Raw genomic sequence first — 15,704 nt, 5'->3', positions numbered from 1 at the left:
TTTTTTGTATATTTTGATTATAAAAAATATTTAATTTAAAGTATTTCCACTCATCAGCTTTTTTTTATAATTTTCCATTCTAGTTTTTTAATAGATGTTAAAAATTGTGCCCAGAATTGGTAATATCCACTTAAGCGACCTTAATTTTAGTCTGATAGATCTATAACAAAAAAATCAGGGCCAAATTTAGCCCTGATTTTTTTGCTATTTTAAAATTGTCGGAGCCGATACTGGCTTTAGTGATGTGGATTCAATATCCGTGCCTTCCCACACAAATACCTTTACTTTGTAACCATCCAATTTGGCAGGCATCTTCATGCTCAAGGAGAAAGATGACTTAGAACCAGCTGCTATGCTTTGGGACTTCGATTGGGTGTCTACTAGTTTATTCTCCCCATCGTATAGAGCCATCGTTACTAAAATTGGCTGAGCAGTGCTCTTGTGGCTGGTTACCTCAACTTTAGCACTTAGATTTTCCTTCGGTTGCAGTTGTTTTGAACTAAAATCAGTGATGACCGAAAAGTCCCCTGCGACCGTTACATTCGCATTTACCGAAATGGTAGGTCCCGGTACGGCTCCGTTTACTTTTACACTTGAGAAATTCGGTGTTCCATCTGCATTCCAGGTGATTCTCTTCACTCTTGTATGGCGGTTTGGATCATACAGGGGATCGCCTTGAATTTCCTTGTAGTCGCGGGCATGGTAAACAAGAATATCCGTCTTCCCATCTTCCGCTACCGTAAAGGAATTATGCCCCGGTCCATAAAGGCCAGTTGTTTCATCACTTTTCAATACAGGCTCTGGGGATTTTTTCCATGATTTTGGATCTAACAGATCACTTGTATCTGAAGCAGTTAATAACCCCATGCAATAGTTAGCATCAGTAGCACTGGCTGAAAAAGTCATGAATATTTTACCGTTCCGCTTTAATACAGCCGGCCCCTCATTGACCCAATATCCCTGTCTTTCCCATGCGTAATCCGGAGTAGAGATCATAACTGGGTTACCAGTGATTGTCCATGGATTGCTCATTTCTGCGATATAAAGATTAGAATTTCCACCATCCTTTTGTGCCCAGGCTAAATAACGTTTGCCGTTGTTCTCAAATGTAGTGGAATCCAATGAAAAATTGGTGAAGGCCTTACTGCCTGCTGGTGCTTTAATCATGCCTTTTTCTGTCCAGGTTCCTGTTAGTGGATTTTCATCTCCACATTCAAGTACATATGGGTGGATATCCCATATATTTTCTGCCGATCCTGCTGCAAAGTAAATGTACCATTTTCCATCGATATAATGTAATTCGGGTGCCCAAATATGCGCTCCCATCGCCCCTGAAGTATGTTTAGTCCAAATTACTTTTTCCTCTGCCGTAGCGAGTCCCTGTATTGTTTTCGCCCTTCGCAAGACAATGCGGTCATATTCAGGAACAGACGCTGTAAAGTAATAATACCCATCAGTATGTTTAAAGATTTGAGGATCCGCTCTCTTCTCAATCAATGGGTCAGTATATGAATAGGTTGTGGCTTCACCTTTAACGGTAAAAGAACCTGTTTTAAAGTAATCCTGTTTGTTCACTTGACCCCAATCCACATTAAGTGTCCCAGTAGACCCGTCACTATAATGTACATCTACAGTAGATGGAAGTTGTGGGGCGGTGCCCTGTTTCGTGTTTACGTTCACGTCTTCAACTTTAGCAATCTTAGTAACACTAATATTGGCTACAGGCTGGATGTTAGTACCATAAACAGAGCCCTTAACCTCAAGCGTACCAGCCTGTGAGAAATCATCATTTGAAATAGGATTCCACTTTACATCAAGTTGCTCGGTATGGCCATCATAATGGTGTACGGTTACCTTTTCAGGGAGCTTTGGCGGGAAATCTACCATTGTCCTTAAATTTACGTCCTCAATTGATACGATACTATCAGCCAGTACGGTGACCGTAAAGTTTTTCGTTTCTGAGTATCCATTTCGGCTAATAGTTGCTGTTAAGGTCACATTTGCATCCTTTTGATCTTTTTCAGGTCGTGTCACTACACCCGAATCGGAAATAACGGATGGTGTATCAGATTTCCACGAAATGGATACCCCATTATCCCCAGTTACAGGTAATTTTAAATCTTTAACGACTTTTGCAGTATCACCAAGAGCTAAAGTTGCTACAGCTTTTCCAACGGCATCTTGGTCGGTCATTGATTCTGAGACAACCCGTTGGATTTCTTCAGCACTCAATCCTCTATTATAGATGCGGAAATCACTCACTTTACCGTCTAAATAAGGATCGGCCCAATTCGATTTTCCGATATAGTTATAGGCGGTTTCCCCAAAATCTGAAGGCTTCATATTTGAAGTTCCTGTGGCACCAACCTTTCCATTAACATAGATGGTGTAAGCTGTTCCGGTTTTACTGATAGCGATATGCGTCCATTCACCAACCTTCGGAGCACTCGGAGTAGCATCGGCAACTCGTCCTACTAGATCCAAATACAAATTTTCCGTAAGAAAGATTTTCCCAGCATTAGCGCCCGTTCCAAAATCAAATATTCGAGCCCAATTTCCTGTTTTTGAATCGAGATAAACCCATGTGGAAATGGTGAAATCATCCAGAGTACTCATAATACCTTTTGGCAGCTGCACATATTGGCTTTTCGTATAATCAAGATCGATACCCGTCCTGCCGTCAACAGTAGTCAATGAAGCACCGTTCATAACAGTAGCATCTTTACCATGACCAGAGGTATCGGTTATTGTTGTCCCATTTAACTGATCGAATTTATACCAAGTTGTGAGAGCTTCCTGAGCTACTGCAGCAACCCCAGTTGTCTGTTGCACTGAGTCTGTTGTTTCGGCATTTAATGTATTAGCCCAAGAAGGAATAGTGGCTATTGGTACCGATAAAAGTGTGACAGCAAGCGCACAATGAATTGTTTTTTTCAACTTCATATTTAATCCCCCCCTATGTTTCTTACATTAGAATATTTATTAGATTATTAGAGTATTAGAGTGTATCTCCGGTTGCATTGCGTTCTAAATACTTACTCATTTTTTGCACCTTGCTTATATTGGAAGCTTGTATTCACAATTTCATTTAAGTCTGCTGCGCCAAGACTAACGTTATATTTACCGGCTGCATGATTCGACAGCGTAAAGCTATAACTGAATTTACCGTCGTCCTCTGTGGTAATTTGATCGAGATAATCCAATTTACCATTTGGTGCAGTAACTTTAACAGCCACATCCGTGCCTTTTTTCTGAGTCATATAGCCTTCAATTACAACTTTTGTATTATTAACACATATGTTTAAATCCTTTATAGTTTGAGGTAGCTGTTTTTCAACTGTGATGGAGGCTGAATCAGTAAATTGTCCTTCGTCTGTTGTCGCAGTTATTTCCGCCGTACCCGGAGATTTTGCCACAATTGTAACTTTAGACTTTCCATCCTCTGGATTATAAGTTGGATTAGAAATGGATACCACATTTGGATCGCTAGATGTAAATGTAACTTTTTGATTAAGTACACTACTTGGCAAAACAATGGCTGACAAACTTTCTTCTCCATTTTCTTGTAATGTTAGGCTATCAAGGCTCAGTTGAACATCCTTTACATCTGTCTCTGACATTTTAAAAGTAGCATTCTGTTTATCCTCTTCGGTACCGACTTGTTCTAACTTCAATAAGTAATCCCTTTGCTTAATATATAATTTTGGAAAGTTATATGATTGGAATGAAGTCCAGTTTGGATCTGCTAAACCAGGTACCATCTTAAATGTGGCATCGTTTTTGAAACCACTAGTACCGTCATTCTTTACAAGTGCAAGGTCATAATTACTATGTCTTAGATAATATCCTGGCTTACTAACAGACTGTATGGAAACATAACCCTCTTCTGAATTAGCTAAGCCAGGAACGATATCCCATCTAGAATCAAAGTTTGAATTGTTTGAGACGTCTAGAGGATCTATCCTTGCATCATAAGCATAGTGCCTAATATAACGGTCTAGGAAACTATAAGACTGCAGCTTTTGTCCTACCCCATCCAAGCCTGTAGAAGTAGGAACAACCTTCTTTATTGTTCCATCAAGATTATAGTATAATCGATCAATTGATACTGAACGTCTGTATGAACTTCCAGTAGGCAATGCAGAGGTATGATAAATAATGTAAGACTTTCCTTTAAAATCAATAATGGATTGATGCTCCGTGTTACTATTATTCTTATCATTGGGGTCTGAGGTGAACGGATCCATAATCACCCCCTTATATTCCCATGGACCTGTAGGGCTATCACTCATTGCATAGGCTAGACCTTCTGGCCAATCATGAGCAAATGATAAATAATATTTGCCGTTGTGTTTATGAATCCACGGAGCTTCGGTGTAACCACCCTTCAAGTTATTTATGGTAACTTTTTGAATATCCCCGTCTAGCTCAATCATGTTCGGCTTAAGCTTTGCATAGTATGGATACGAATTTCCCCAATATAGATATCCCTGTCCATCATCATCTATCATGACTGTAGGATCAATATCATCCCAGGATATATTTGATGTCGTCATTTGATTGGTAATCAATGGCTTTCCAAGTGCATCCTTAAACCCTTCAGTTGGACTTTTTGAGGTAGCTACCCCAATACAATATCCACTACCGTCCTTATTATTAGTAGCAACATACCAATAATAGGTACCGTCTCTCTCGATTACTTGACTTGCCCATGCGGCATCTTCCCTTGCCCATGAAAAGGTATCCTTGACGCTTAGTGACCCTTCTTGTTTCCAGTTGACCATATCAGTTGTAGAATAAATAACCCATTCTGGCATATAGTAAAAGTTTCCACCTGCACTCGCTTCATCGTGTCCTGCATAGAGATAAACCTTGTCACCCTGGACTAGCGCAGCCGGGTCTCCAGTGAACTTATCCTTAATAATAGGGTTATCCGCATAAGCTGCAGTTGAAAAGGATGATAATAGTAGAGTTGATAACATGATTTTCGAAACTACTTTTTTCATAATCTTGTGTAATACCTCCTTTTAAAAAAATAATCTACCTCGGTGCTGCATATGAGTATAACTTTAAGCACATGGTTGGGATTAAATCCATGTTCTTTTTCGAAATAAGTCGCATTCCATAACTCTTTACTTCTTTTCATTTCCTAACTTTTAAATTACTTGATAACTTACCAAGATAAAACTAGATATTCGAAACCCTAGCACAGAAACTGATTCCGCCTCCTACCCCTTTGATATATTACTTAAGCGCTCACTTAAATCTAATTATATAAAATCAAATATAAAGAATATTTATAAAAATCTGCATTTTTTATAAAATAGCACAAATGATTTTATATTAAAACAAGAAATCAACAGCCAATTTAACACTCAACCTAATTTTAAGTGGCCTTCAGTGCCTTCCAATACAAAAAAAGCAATGCATATAAAAACATTGCTCTTTGAGAATTATTATGATTTTAACTTTTCCGCGGTCTCTTTTTTAGAATTTTATAAAAAAGACGCTTTAGGAAACATACCTTAAATACATCTTAATTTTAAGATGCTTTATTTTTATTCCCAAAGCCGAAGGCAACTGCTGCTAGGAGATCAAGTCCTTTAATAGCTTGCTGCCAGTCGATTCAAATTCCAAGAATGGACATACCGTTGTTCAAACTTATATAACATGGCTTTGACTATTTCTTAGTTAAGCCTTTCCGACCAGTTTATCTCACTCTTTAGCTTACTCGTCTATTTATTTTTTAAAGATACGGAAAACTCTCCAAGTGTATTTTCTCCCCATTTGAGAGCAAACCTATCACCTTCTGCTGCAGGCCCAACTCCCTCAGGCGTTCCTGTAAAAATGATATCTCCTTTTCCAAGACCAAAATGTAACGCGCTAAAATCAATAATGGTTTGTAAATCAAAAATCATATTTTGAATATTCCCTCGCTGTACTTGCCCACCATTCTTCCAGAGTGAAAAATCAAATTGCTTGCATTTTTCGATATCCGGGAACTCAATAAAGGGAGTTAATACAGCAGAGTTTGGAAAGCCTTTTGCAAGCAACCATGGGTATCCTTTTTTCTTCAACTCACTTTGCACATCCCTTAGTGTAAAATCAATCCCAAGCGCCATACGATCAACAAGTTCGTCAACTTTCATTCCCTTTTCATAGGACTTTGCAATATGTACAACCAATTCCACTTCATAATGAATAGACCCACGGTCACCCGGCAGATTAATCTCTTGTCCGCATGTCTCCACCAAAGCGTGCGTCGGCTTAGAGAACAAAAAAGGCGATGTTGGAATATCATTATTCAATTCCTTAGCATGTGATACATAGTTCCTGCCTACACAATAGATATTTCGAATGTTTTCCATATAAAAAACCCCTTCCAAATCTAATTTTAATATTCTTTTAATCAGTTATCATCTGCTTTTTCGCTATACATTAATCACACCATTAATGAGCTCGGCCAATTAAAAGTCTGTCCATGAAAAAACCATGCATCAATTACTTCTACAAGAATACATGTTAGAGATGGCACCAATCTCCATCCTATACAACCGAAAGGTGTCAGGCACCGCCCGAAGTTTGGCGAGGTTCATTTATGCGGAAGGGAGTATGTTGCAAGTGTTAAAAAGGGGCATCCGTTTTCTTCTGAAGGTTCATGAAGTATCCGTTGTCGATTATCCGAGGAATACGAAGATGCTGCTGGGGAGCCTTTTAGGAGCCATTGCGGCAATTTTACAGTCTGCTGGGTTAATTGGCGGTTTCGGTTATGCGTTTAGCATGATGGCTACTGGGCCCATTGTACTGTCTACTGTTATCTCTGTTCAATTTGGCCTGCTTACCTATGTAGTAACCGCCATTTTACTGCTGATTATCCAGCCCTCGGAGGTTTTGGTCTTTCTGTTTACAACCGGGCTATTAGGGGTTGCATTAGGGCTGGGATTCAAATGGTCCAAACAAAAAATTTCCGTTACCTTGACGGGAGGACTGGCATTATCTGCAGGAATCCTTTTGCTGCTCTTTATTTTCCACTTTCCGGTACTGGGTCCATCCATTTCAAGTGATATTAACCCCACCACCATCCTTGCTATAGAAGGTTTCAGCATCGTATATAGTTGGATTTGGATGAGAGTTAGCATTGCAGGCATTAGACAAATAACTAAAAGAGTAATGAGTAAGAATCTACTTGAAAATAATGAATCTAATTAGAGCCTCCCATCTTTAGATGGAGGGGCTATTTTTTCGCCATAACCATTCCTTATTATTAGCTATATTCCTAATTTTATAAGATTGTTGAAATTTTAATCTCTACTAAATAAATCCCTTGTATACACTTTATCCGCAACATCCAATAATTCATCCGATAATCGATTGGCAACAATAACGTCACTTACTCTTTTAAACTCTGATGGTTCATTAATTACCCTAGAATGATAGAACTTCTCTTCACGTAAAGCAGGTTCATATACAACTACTTCAATGCCCTTTTCCTTAATGCGCTTTATGACCCCTTGAATAGCTGATTGTCTGAAGTTGTCCGAGTCCATTTTCATCGTTAATCTATAAATACCAACTATTTGCGGATTTCTCTTGATAATCATGTCGGCAATATGATCTTTCCTCGTTCTATTGGCATCCACAATAGCCGTCATGATGTTATTCGGTACATCAGTATAATTGGCTAATAACTGCTTTGTATCTTTCGGCAGGCAATAGCCGCCATATCCAAAGGAAGGATTATTGTAATGGTTCCCTATACGCGGGTCGAGGCCAACACCATCGATAATCTGTTTGGTATCTAATCCTCTGACCTCGGCAAAGGAATCCAGTTCATTAAAAAAAGCAACCCTCATTGCCAGGTAAGTGTTAGCAAATAGTTTAATCGCTTCCGCTTCCGTTGAATTCGTAAACAAAACAGGAATATCCTCTTTTATGGCACCTTCCTCTACTAAATCAGCAAATAGTTTCGCTCTTTCTGATTGTTCACCAACCACAATTCTGGAAGGATACAAGTTATCGTAAAGAGCTTTTCCTTCCCTTAAAAACTCCGGTGAAAAAATAATATTGTCGGTTTCAAACTTCTCTTTTACTTTATCCGTGTAACCTACCGGAACAGTAGATTTAATCACCATGACAGCATCTGGGTTTATGGAAAGAACATTGGCAATTACCGCTTCAACCGTTCTTGTGTTAAAATAATTCTTCTCAGGGTCATAGTTTGTCGGCGTTGATATAATCACATATTCCGCATCTTTAAAAGCTTTATAGTTATCTGTTGTTGCGGTTAAATTAAGTTCTTTTGTTGCTAAGAATTCTTCAATCTCATGATCAATAATAGAAGATCTTTTATTATTAATCATATCTACTTTCTCTTGAATAATATCAAGAGCTATGACCTCATTGTGTTGGGCTAAAAGTATCGCATTGGATAATCCTACATAGCCGGTTCCTGCAATGGTAATTTTCATTTTCAATACATCTCCGCTACGTCTAATGTCTTATCAATCATTTCTATAATGGTTGTAAAAACCCTTAACCGTTTTCTTTAGAAGGGGATCCCTTATTATCAGTAATCCAACCAAATAGATGAATGCACCTGCGATCAACTGGATCACCGTTAACAGCATGGGAGGAACCGATAGAACCTTCCCTAAATAGACTGCCAGTATGAAAACAAGCACACTGAGAATCAGATACTTACTAAATAACAGTAAAAAGTTTTTAAAGTGAAAATAGTTCCTTGCATAATACATTTGTAACACTGCTCCAACTCCCTCGGCGACCAATAACGCAGTCGTTGTCCCGATGCTTCCATATGAATGGACCAATAGCAAATTAATTAGTAAACTCAAAAAAGCGCCAACCGTGACCGAAATGGTGTATTTATTTTGCTGTTGGGTTGCAACTAATATTTGAATACCAAATACATTAGCCAATCCCACAAAAATGATATCTGGACACATCAGAATCAACGTGTTTGAAACACTTGTGAATTCTGCTCCTAAAAACCATTTTACAAAATTGGGCGAAATCGCCATTAGACCCAACGTCATCGGTAATGTAATCATCAATACAAACTGCAGTGTATAGTCCGTGTACCTTTTCAATTGTTCTTTGTTTCCCTTGGAAAACTCTGAAGCCATTCTTGGCAGTAAGACGGTTCCTAGTGAACTGATTATGCCAATTGCTATTCTCGCCACTTTAGATGCCTGATTGTAATACCCCACCTGTATCTCGCCAGAAATATTTCCCAGAACAATCCTGTTAATCAATGCATAGACTTGGATCATTAATTGCGGAATAAACAAGATAAAAATGGGACGAATATGTTCTTTCATGTCCTTTATCGACAGCTTCACAAATGTAATTTCCTTAAATAATGGCCTCCACATAATTAATTGCCCGATTAACAGCGTGCCGCCATTAATAGCAACATATAGCGGCAGGTCCTGTGAATGCTTTACGAAAGTAAAAATCAAAAAAATGCCTGCAATCTTAATCATCATATTTCGAATCGCAATCATTTTAATCTGCTCTTTGCCGATAAAATACCAGGATATATCCAAGCTATAGGATAATAGAGTTGAAATATGAATATAATACAATTCTTTATGAGACGAAACAGTCTGAATAAAAATCAAATAAACGATTAGGTTTAAAATAGAGACAATGAGTTGGAAGGTAAATATAGACCAAAATTCAACTGAAGCTTCTTCCTGATCTTTTTTTATTGCGATTTGCCTGCTTCCGTACATCGGCAAACTTAAAACAATAAAAACAATGAAAATCTGTACTACCGATAATACATAGGCATCCGTCCCGACTCCTTCAGCCTTCAAAATTCTTGCTATATATGGAGTTGTAATAAATGGGGTTAACATTAATAACAACTGATACAGGACGGTGAAAAAATAATTCGAGACAAGTTTACCCACTACATTTTTTAGCTCCTTCTTAGTTGACTAGATACGGTTCGAAACAAAATGTTTGATCATTTTTATTTTTAACTTGCCCCCGGCTTTCTTTTGAAAAAACGGCAGACTACACATCATGTTCCTTCTCATCGCTTTAAAGTGGTTTCCTTTTACAAACTGTTCTATTTCAGTATCAATTTGCGGATAACGCTGCAGTAGAATTTCCCTCGACCTTTTTTGCAGCTGCTCTTTTTCCGCACCAAATGAACTTCCGCCAATGTGGTGAACATAGGCTGCCTTTGCCACCGCCAGTTTATACCCTTTTTGTCTGGCCCTCATGCACCAGTCCGTTTCTTCTCCATATCCGCGTTTAAATGCCTCAGCATCAAACACCCCAACCGTTTTTAATGCATTTCTTTTCATGTACATGCAAAAACCGATTAACAGCGGTGTTTCGATATATCCAGTTTCTTTACTTTTTTGGAACGCCGTTGCAAGCTCTTTAAACGAAAATAGTTCATTTACGGTACTATTGGGAGTGGGAAGTCCTGCTAAAACGCCGTAGTTACTCATTGGATTAATCGCGGCGATTGATTCATCGCTGCAGGCCACGTCAGCCAGGATTTTCAGCCAATTTCCAGCAACCAATGTATCACTATTCAGGATAATCACATCATTTTTCGTGATCGCAAACCCATTATTAACGTTCCCTGGAAAGCCGAGGTTCTCGTTATTCCGGATCGCAAAGATATTTTTGGGGTAGTTTTCCGAATAGTACTTTGTCATGTATTCGATCTGAACATCCGTACTTTTATCATCCAATAAGTATAAATTAAAGGAATCTTGTGGTGTATTTTCCAAAATGCTTTCAATGCAGTTTCGAGTTTCAGAGACTGAATTGTAAATCGGCAGCAATATATCGACTTTTTCCATTTTACTTCCTTCCTAACGATCTCAAAGAACCGATTATGGCTTTGTTGTCCTCAATTGATGTTGTATTTTATATTCTCTTTTACCTTTTAATCATCTGTACAAACTGAGTACTGCAAATCCTTTTGCAGCTTAACTACTATTCTTTAACAACTACACCAGTCTCCGATTAATCACCTTATTAAAAAAACGATAAAAGTTATATGTCAATAAACTCATGATTGCCTTAGTGGCTTGTTCCTGACCTATATAATCATGAACAAGGATTTTGTAATAACGAGCTTTATTAACCAGGTGTGTTTTGGTCAAATAAGGATGTTTAGTGAAAAATTCCTTAAGCGCTTCTACCTCTTTTATCGTTTTACTAATACTATCTTCTTGGACTTCTACCTCTACAAGATTTTCATTTAAATGGTGAATGTTATAGTCTCTCGCCACTCTCAAAACAAAATCCCAATCTTGAAATCGTTTCAGGTCTTCGTCGAATAGAATGCTTTTTGCCACTTTATTTTTCGTGAAAATGGTTTGGGTACTAATAAAATTTCCTTTCTCAAGCTGCGTGGCGATTTCTTTCGGCTTCACATGCCGCTTGGGTACAATTCCATGTTTACTTCCTATAAGATTCATGCTGCAGAAACACAGATCAACACTTGGATGTTCGATCATGTATTGATATTGTTTTGCTATTTTTTCAGGTAACCATCTATCATCACTGTCCTGAAAGGCGATATATTGTCCCTTAGCCAACATAATCCCCGTATTTCGTGCACCATTTGCTCCTTTTTTAAATGAGTTGACGACATATTTTATTTTTTCACTATTAAACGACCGAACTACCTGTTCTGTTTGATCCGTTGAAAAGTCATCAACAATGATGATTTCATCGACAGGATATGTTTGTTCCAAGACACTATCAATGGAATTTTTCAGCTTGTTTGCTCGGTTATAAGTAGGTATAACAACAGTAATACTCAACTGATCACATCCCTCTCATTATAAGGCTTTTCAATAAAGAAACCCTTCTTTACGCGGACACTATCAAGTTTCAGAGAGAATATTAATCACGCTCAACTTTAAAAGAATCATGGTCATTCCTTTTTAATTTTCTAAATTCCATCGGTTCGTCTGTATCTGATCCTCTCAATTGCTCCAAGGAAATTTCTGCTTCATCGACTTCAAAAACCAAGCCATCTACCATGAAATAAATTTTTTGACGAATCACTTTTGTACCCTCCTCTTTCATCCAATTAACAATATAAGATAAAAATGTTGACCTTCTTTTGCGGGATTGTAAATTTTCTGAAAATTTATCTATAATTTTTGTAAAGGTAACCTAGTCGAATTTAATAATCCAACTGGTTGGTTGGCATTATCGGCAAAACACAAAAAACCTAGAGGTGTTAACCCTAGGTTTTTCGTTTAGGTTTATTTCTAGATGTAGCTTCCAACAGTTCCCACAAAAGAGGCTAATAAAAAAAGAGCCAGTTAATTGACTCCAGTAACAGATTTTCGATATTCTGATGGGGAGCAACCCATAAGCCGTTTAAAGTTATTACTAAAATAGGCTATATCCGAGTACCCGACCTTCTCCGTAATCTCTGAGATCCTTAAGGCAGTATGTTGTAATAGTCTTTTGCTTTCTTCTATTCGGAGCTCAGTAATATATTCAACAAACTTAATATTAAGCTGCTGTTTGAACAGTTGACTGAGGTAACTCGGATTCATATGCACGCTCTTTGCAGCATCTTTTAATGTTATTTGATCTAATGGTGTCCTTTCGATATAAAACAGAACTTGCTCTATCGGCGAGGCAGGGAATGTATCATCCTTTTCTTGTTGATTATCTCTTTTTGTTTCCTCAATCGTCCGTTTAGATAACCATTTCTCAAGACATTCTCTTAGTTCAGTTTCTTCAATTGGTTTAAGGAGATAATCTATCACGCGGTTTCTTAATGCCTGTTGAACCAGATGAAATTCATTGTGGCCACTTACCACGATGAGATCATGTTTCCTATTCAATTGATTCAATTCTTTTGCAAGTGATAGTCCACACATTATAGGCATACGAACATCCGAAATAATAAGGTCAACCTCATTTTGTTTGATCCAATCCGCTGCATCTAATCCATTTACACATTCATGGATAATATGTAGGGGAAGACCCAACTTATTGATTGTCCATTTTAGGGCAGTTCGAACCCATTTTTCATCGTCAACTAATAAGATTGTTTTCATAGTACTCCCCTTCCTTTTCTTACACTGTAATTGAATATGTACATTCTAGGATTGAGCTAGTTTCGTAGACTAGATTATTAATCACTCAATGTGCAGTTTGCATCTTCATGTTCTTTTTATAATGCTAATTTAAGTAAAAGCTGGCATGATAAAATTCTTCATACCAGCTTTTCCGCTCATTAGTTCCTATAAGATTATTTAACAACCTTCCAAGTAGTAACAGAATCTGTTACATTCGTTCCATCTGCTTTTTTAGCTGAGGCAGTTACCTTATTGTCATTTTCTTGTAGTTCTACATTATCCCACACAAATACACCGGATTGCTGCAATCTTCCCTGACCATAATCCTTTCCATTTACCGTTAAAGTAACTTCCTTAAGGTTTGAATAAACCTTTACCGGTGTTATACTTTCTTTTCTTTCGGTATATCTTCTACTTGTGATATAAACGAATTTGTCGTCTTTATTCCATTGTGCTTTATAGAAATAGAATGCATCCTTCTTAACTTGTCGGTCATATGATACGAGACCCTTGGTATTAATACCTGGAGTTGTGGCTTCATTTTTACCAGCTACGCCAAAGTCAAACATATTCCAGACATGTGTTGCCCATAAATAAGGACGCTGACTAATAATGTTCCATGCACTTTCATGAAGATAATTTTGATATTCCTCTGGCTGCCATGGACCGCGTGAGTCCGACCGATTCTTATTCCAGTTGTTGATAAAATTGTCATCTATCAATTGATGCTGATAAGGGTTTGCACCTCCACCATACTCGGAAATACCCAGTGGTATATTCGGATACTTTTCATGTAAATTGTCCAGATATTGGGCTAATTCACCTGCTTTATTATAGTACCAACCAAAATACGTATTAAAGGAGGCAAGATCCACACCTGCACTTTGGTTCCAGGCTAAAGATTTTTGTAAAATTTTAGAGTAACCTTCAGTACCCAAAAAAGATGAATTCCCCTGAAGAGCTTGAGTAGTAGGTCTGTTTGGATCTAATTCTTTTGCCTTCGTTGCCAAACGATTAATCAATTCTGTCTCCTTGGCATACTGCTCTTCATCAGTTAGACTGGTGTCACTCATATAAGAGCCGCTTCCTCCAAATTCATTCTCGAGACCCCAGGTTACGATTGAAGGATGGTTATAGTTTTGCTTGATTAACTCAGTCAATTGCTTTTCAGTATTATCAGAAAATTCTTTCGTCGGTGACATTTTGTTGACCAATGGAATTTCAGACCACACCACCAAGCCCATTTCATCAGCTTTATTGTAATCATACTGTGAGTGTTGATAGTGAGCTAATCTCAATGTATTTGCTCCAATTTCCTTAATAAGTTCAAAATCCTCTGCTCTGACTGAATCTGGTACTGCATTACCGTAACCCTTTCTATCCTGGTGAAGGTCAACACCATGGAGCGGATAACTTTTACCATTTAGGAAAAATCCTTTATCAGGATCTATGGAGTAATAACGGAATCCTACTTTTTCATTCACCTTGTCAATTACATCGCCTTTTCTTGAAATCGCAACCTCAACGGTATATTGGTAAGGATCCTTGGTTCCATTCCAAAGATGTGGATTACTTACTTTCATTGTCCCAGTAAAAACGGCTTGATCTCCTAAAAGATCTGCAGACTTCAACTTTTTCCCATCTGCCTTTAACTCTGTTCTTGATATGATTTTTCCCTCTGCATCTTTTATTAAGGCTCTTACTTCAATAGAGTTAGATTTACTTTCGACATCATCCCGGCTAATTGTAACTGGTACTGTAAGTGTGGCTTCTGCGCTTTTCTCAATGAATTGATTATTTGGAATGGTAACATAGACACCACTTGAACCATAATCGTTTACATCTATATGAGTTTTATCTGTAACTAATAGATTTACACTTCTGTAGATTCCACCCCAGAAAGTAAAGTCTCCTTGTAATGGTGCCGAATCTTTCACTTCATTGTTTACTCTTACGGCGACAATATTTTCATCCCCGTACTTTACATAGTCTGTAATATCAACTATAAATGCACTATACCCGCCAATGTGGGTATGTACAGACTTACCATTTACAAATACTTCTGCTTCTTTGTTTGCTGCTTCAAATTGCAGGTATAATTTTTTACCTTTGTAGGAAGCCGGAATATTCAATTCCTTTCTGTACCATCCATCACCTTTGTAATTTTCTGTAATCCCACTGCCATCCTCTACGTTCCAGGTATGTGGAAGGCTTATCTTCTGCCAACTGCTATTATTAAAATTACTGGCACTATAATTTTCATCTGTACCTTGTGTACCCTTATGGAATGTCCAATCTTTATTAATATTCTTTACAATTCTACCTGTAATGTCTGCTGTATCTTTATTTCCTTGCTCTGCATTCACACTTGGTATAGCAAGCGAAAATAACAGCAAGATCCCCAGCATAAGTAGTACTGATTTTTTAAAATTAATCCAGAACATCCGTCTCCCCCATTCTATTCCCCATTGATAATGCGTTTACAGTACGTTTGAGTTTACTATTATCTTATAAATTACCTCCTTTTTTTTATTTATAAAGCGCTTACTTACCCTGAATTTTATCATTTAATAGAATAATCAGGTAATGTCATTTTTTAAGGAG

11 protein-coding genes are annotated in these 15,704 nt (G+C 37.8%); 1 reads left to right on the top strand and 10 read right to left on the bottom strand.

The window, feature by feature from the left end; translation table 11 throughout:
* Positions 1 to 204 precede the first annotated feature (204 nt).
* From L1999_RS01560 to L1999_RS01550, 3 genes are all read right to left on the bottom strand, one after another.
* Entirely contained in the window at positions 205 to 2,943 is a 2,739-nt protein-coding gene (locus L1999_RS01560) for a family 43 glycosylhydrolase (protein WP_235741941.1), read from the bottom strand.
* 92 nt (positions 2,944 to 3,035) lie between these two features.
* Positions 3,036 to 5,006, bottom strand: a complete 1,971-nt coding sequence (locus L1999_RS01555; RefSeq protein ID WP_235741940.1) for a family 43 glycosylhydrolase — start codon at positions 5,004 to 5,006, stop codon at positions 3,036 to 3,038.
* A 729-nt stretch (positions 5,007 to 5,735) separates the two neighbouring features.
* Positions 5,736 to 6,368: a fumarylacetoacetate hydrolase family protein gene (locus L1999_RS01550; RefSeq protein ID WP_235741939.1), complete on the bottom strand. Its 633-nt coding sequence runs from the start codon at positions 6,366 to 6,368 to the stop codon at positions 5,736 to 5,738.
* 253 nt (positions 6,369 to 6,621) lie between these two features.
* Between L1999_RS01550 and L1999_RS01545 the strand changes: the two genes are divergently transcribed.
* Positions 6,622 to 7,209, top strand: a complete 588-nt coding sequence (locus L1999_RS01545) for a hypothetical protein (RefSeq protein ID WP_235741938.1) — start codon at positions 6,622 to 6,624, stop codon at positions 7,207 to 7,209.
* 92 nt (positions 7,210 to 7,301) lie between these two features.
* On the opposite strand, the gene L1999_RS01540 is transcribed toward L1999_RS01545, so the two are convergent.
* The 7 genes from L1999_RS01540 to L1999_RS01510 form a co-directional block, all read right to left on the bottom strand.
* Positions 7,302 to 8,468: a nucleotide sugar dehydrogenase gene (locus L1999_RS01540; RefSeq protein ID WP_235741937.1), complete on the bottom strand. Its 1,167-nt coding sequence runs from the start codon at positions 8,466 to 8,468 to the stop codon at positions 7,302 to 7,304.
* Positions 8,469 to 8,501: 33 nt separating this feature from the next.
* Entirely contained in the window at positions 8,502 to 9,935 is a 1,434-nt protein-coding gene (locus L1999_RS01535; RefSeq protein WP_235741936.1) for an oligosaccharide flippase family protein, read from the bottom strand.
* 27 nt (positions 9,936 to 9,962) lie between these two features.
* Positions 9,963 to 10,847 carry a glycosyltransferase family 2 protein gene (locus L1999_RS01530; RefSeq protein ID WP_235741935.1) on the bottom strand — a complete coding sequence of 295 codons (885 nt, stop codon included), beginning with the start codon at positions 10,845 to 10,847 and terminating at the stop codon, positions 9,963 to 9,965.
* A 150-nt stretch (positions 10,848 to 10,997) separates the two neighbouring features.
* Complete coding sequence (locus L1999_RS01525) at positions 10,998 to 11,819, bottom strand: glycosyltransferase family 2 protein (RefSeq protein WP_235741934.1); 822 nt, start codon at positions 11,817 to 11,819, stop codon at positions 10,998 to 11,000.
* A gap of 82 nt (positions 11,820 to 11,901) precedes the next feature.
* Complete coding sequence (locus tag L1999_RS01520) at positions 11,902 to 12,066, bottom strand: hypothetical protein (protein WP_215046708.1); 165 nt, start codon at positions 12,064 to 12,066, stop codon at positions 11,902 to 11,904.
* A 263-nt stretch (positions 12,067 to 12,329) separates the two neighbouring features.
* Positions 12,330 to 13,079, bottom strand: a complete 750-nt coding sequence (locus L1999_RS01515) for a response regulator transcription factor (RefSeq protein ID WP_235741933.1) — start codon at positions 13,077 to 13,079, stop codon at positions 12,330 to 12,332.
* Positions 13,080 to 13,273: 194 nt separating this feature from the next.
* A complete protein-coding gene (locus tag L1999_RS01510; RefSeq protein WP_235741932.1) occupies positions 13,274 to 15,544 on the bottom strand; it encodes a glycoside hydrolase family 2 protein in 2,271 nt (756 codons plus the stop codon).
* Between the last annotated feature and the right edge of the window lie 160 nt (positions 15,545 to 15,704).

The organism is Neobacillus drentensis (assembly GCF_021560175.1).
In the GTDB taxonomy this organism is placed as follows: Bacteria; Bacillota; Bacilli; order Bacillales; family Cytobacillaceae; genus Neobacillus; species Neobacillus drentensis_A.
The sequence above is the reverse complement of the archived record's forward strand: the minus strand, read 5'-3'. Positions and strand labels throughout refer to the sequence as shown.

Excerpts from the sequence above, each read along its gene's own strand:
- L1999_RS01560 (WP_235741941.1), bottom strand. The coding sequence starts at position 2,943 with ATGAAGTTGAAAAAAACAATTCATTGTGCGCTTGCTGTCACACTTTTA.
- L1999_RS01555 (WP_235741940.1), bottom strand. The coding sequence starts at position 5,006 with ATGAAAAAAGTAGTTTCGAAAATCATGTTATCAACTCTACTATTATCA.
- L1999_RS01550 (WP_235741939.1), bottom strand. The coding sequence starts at position 6,368 with ATGGAAAACATTCGAAATATCTATTGTGTAGGCAGGAACTATGTATCA.
- L1999_RS01540 (WP_235741937.1), bottom strand. The coding sequence starts at position 8,468 with ATGAAAATTACCATTGCAGGAACCGGCTATGTAGGATTATCCAATGCG.
- L1999_RS01530 (WP_235741935.1), bottom strand. The coding sequence starts at position 10,847 with ATGGAAAAAGTCGATATATTGCTGCCGATTTACAATTCAGTCTCTGAA.
- L1999_RS01515 (WP_235741933.1), bottom strand. The coding sequence starts at position 13,079 with ATGAAAACAATCTTATTAGTTGACGATGAAAAATGGGTTCGAACTGCC.
- L1999_RS01510 (WP_235741932.1), bottom strand. The coding sequence starts at position 15,544 with ATGTTCTGGATTAATTTTAAAAAATCAGTACTACTTATGCTGGGGATC.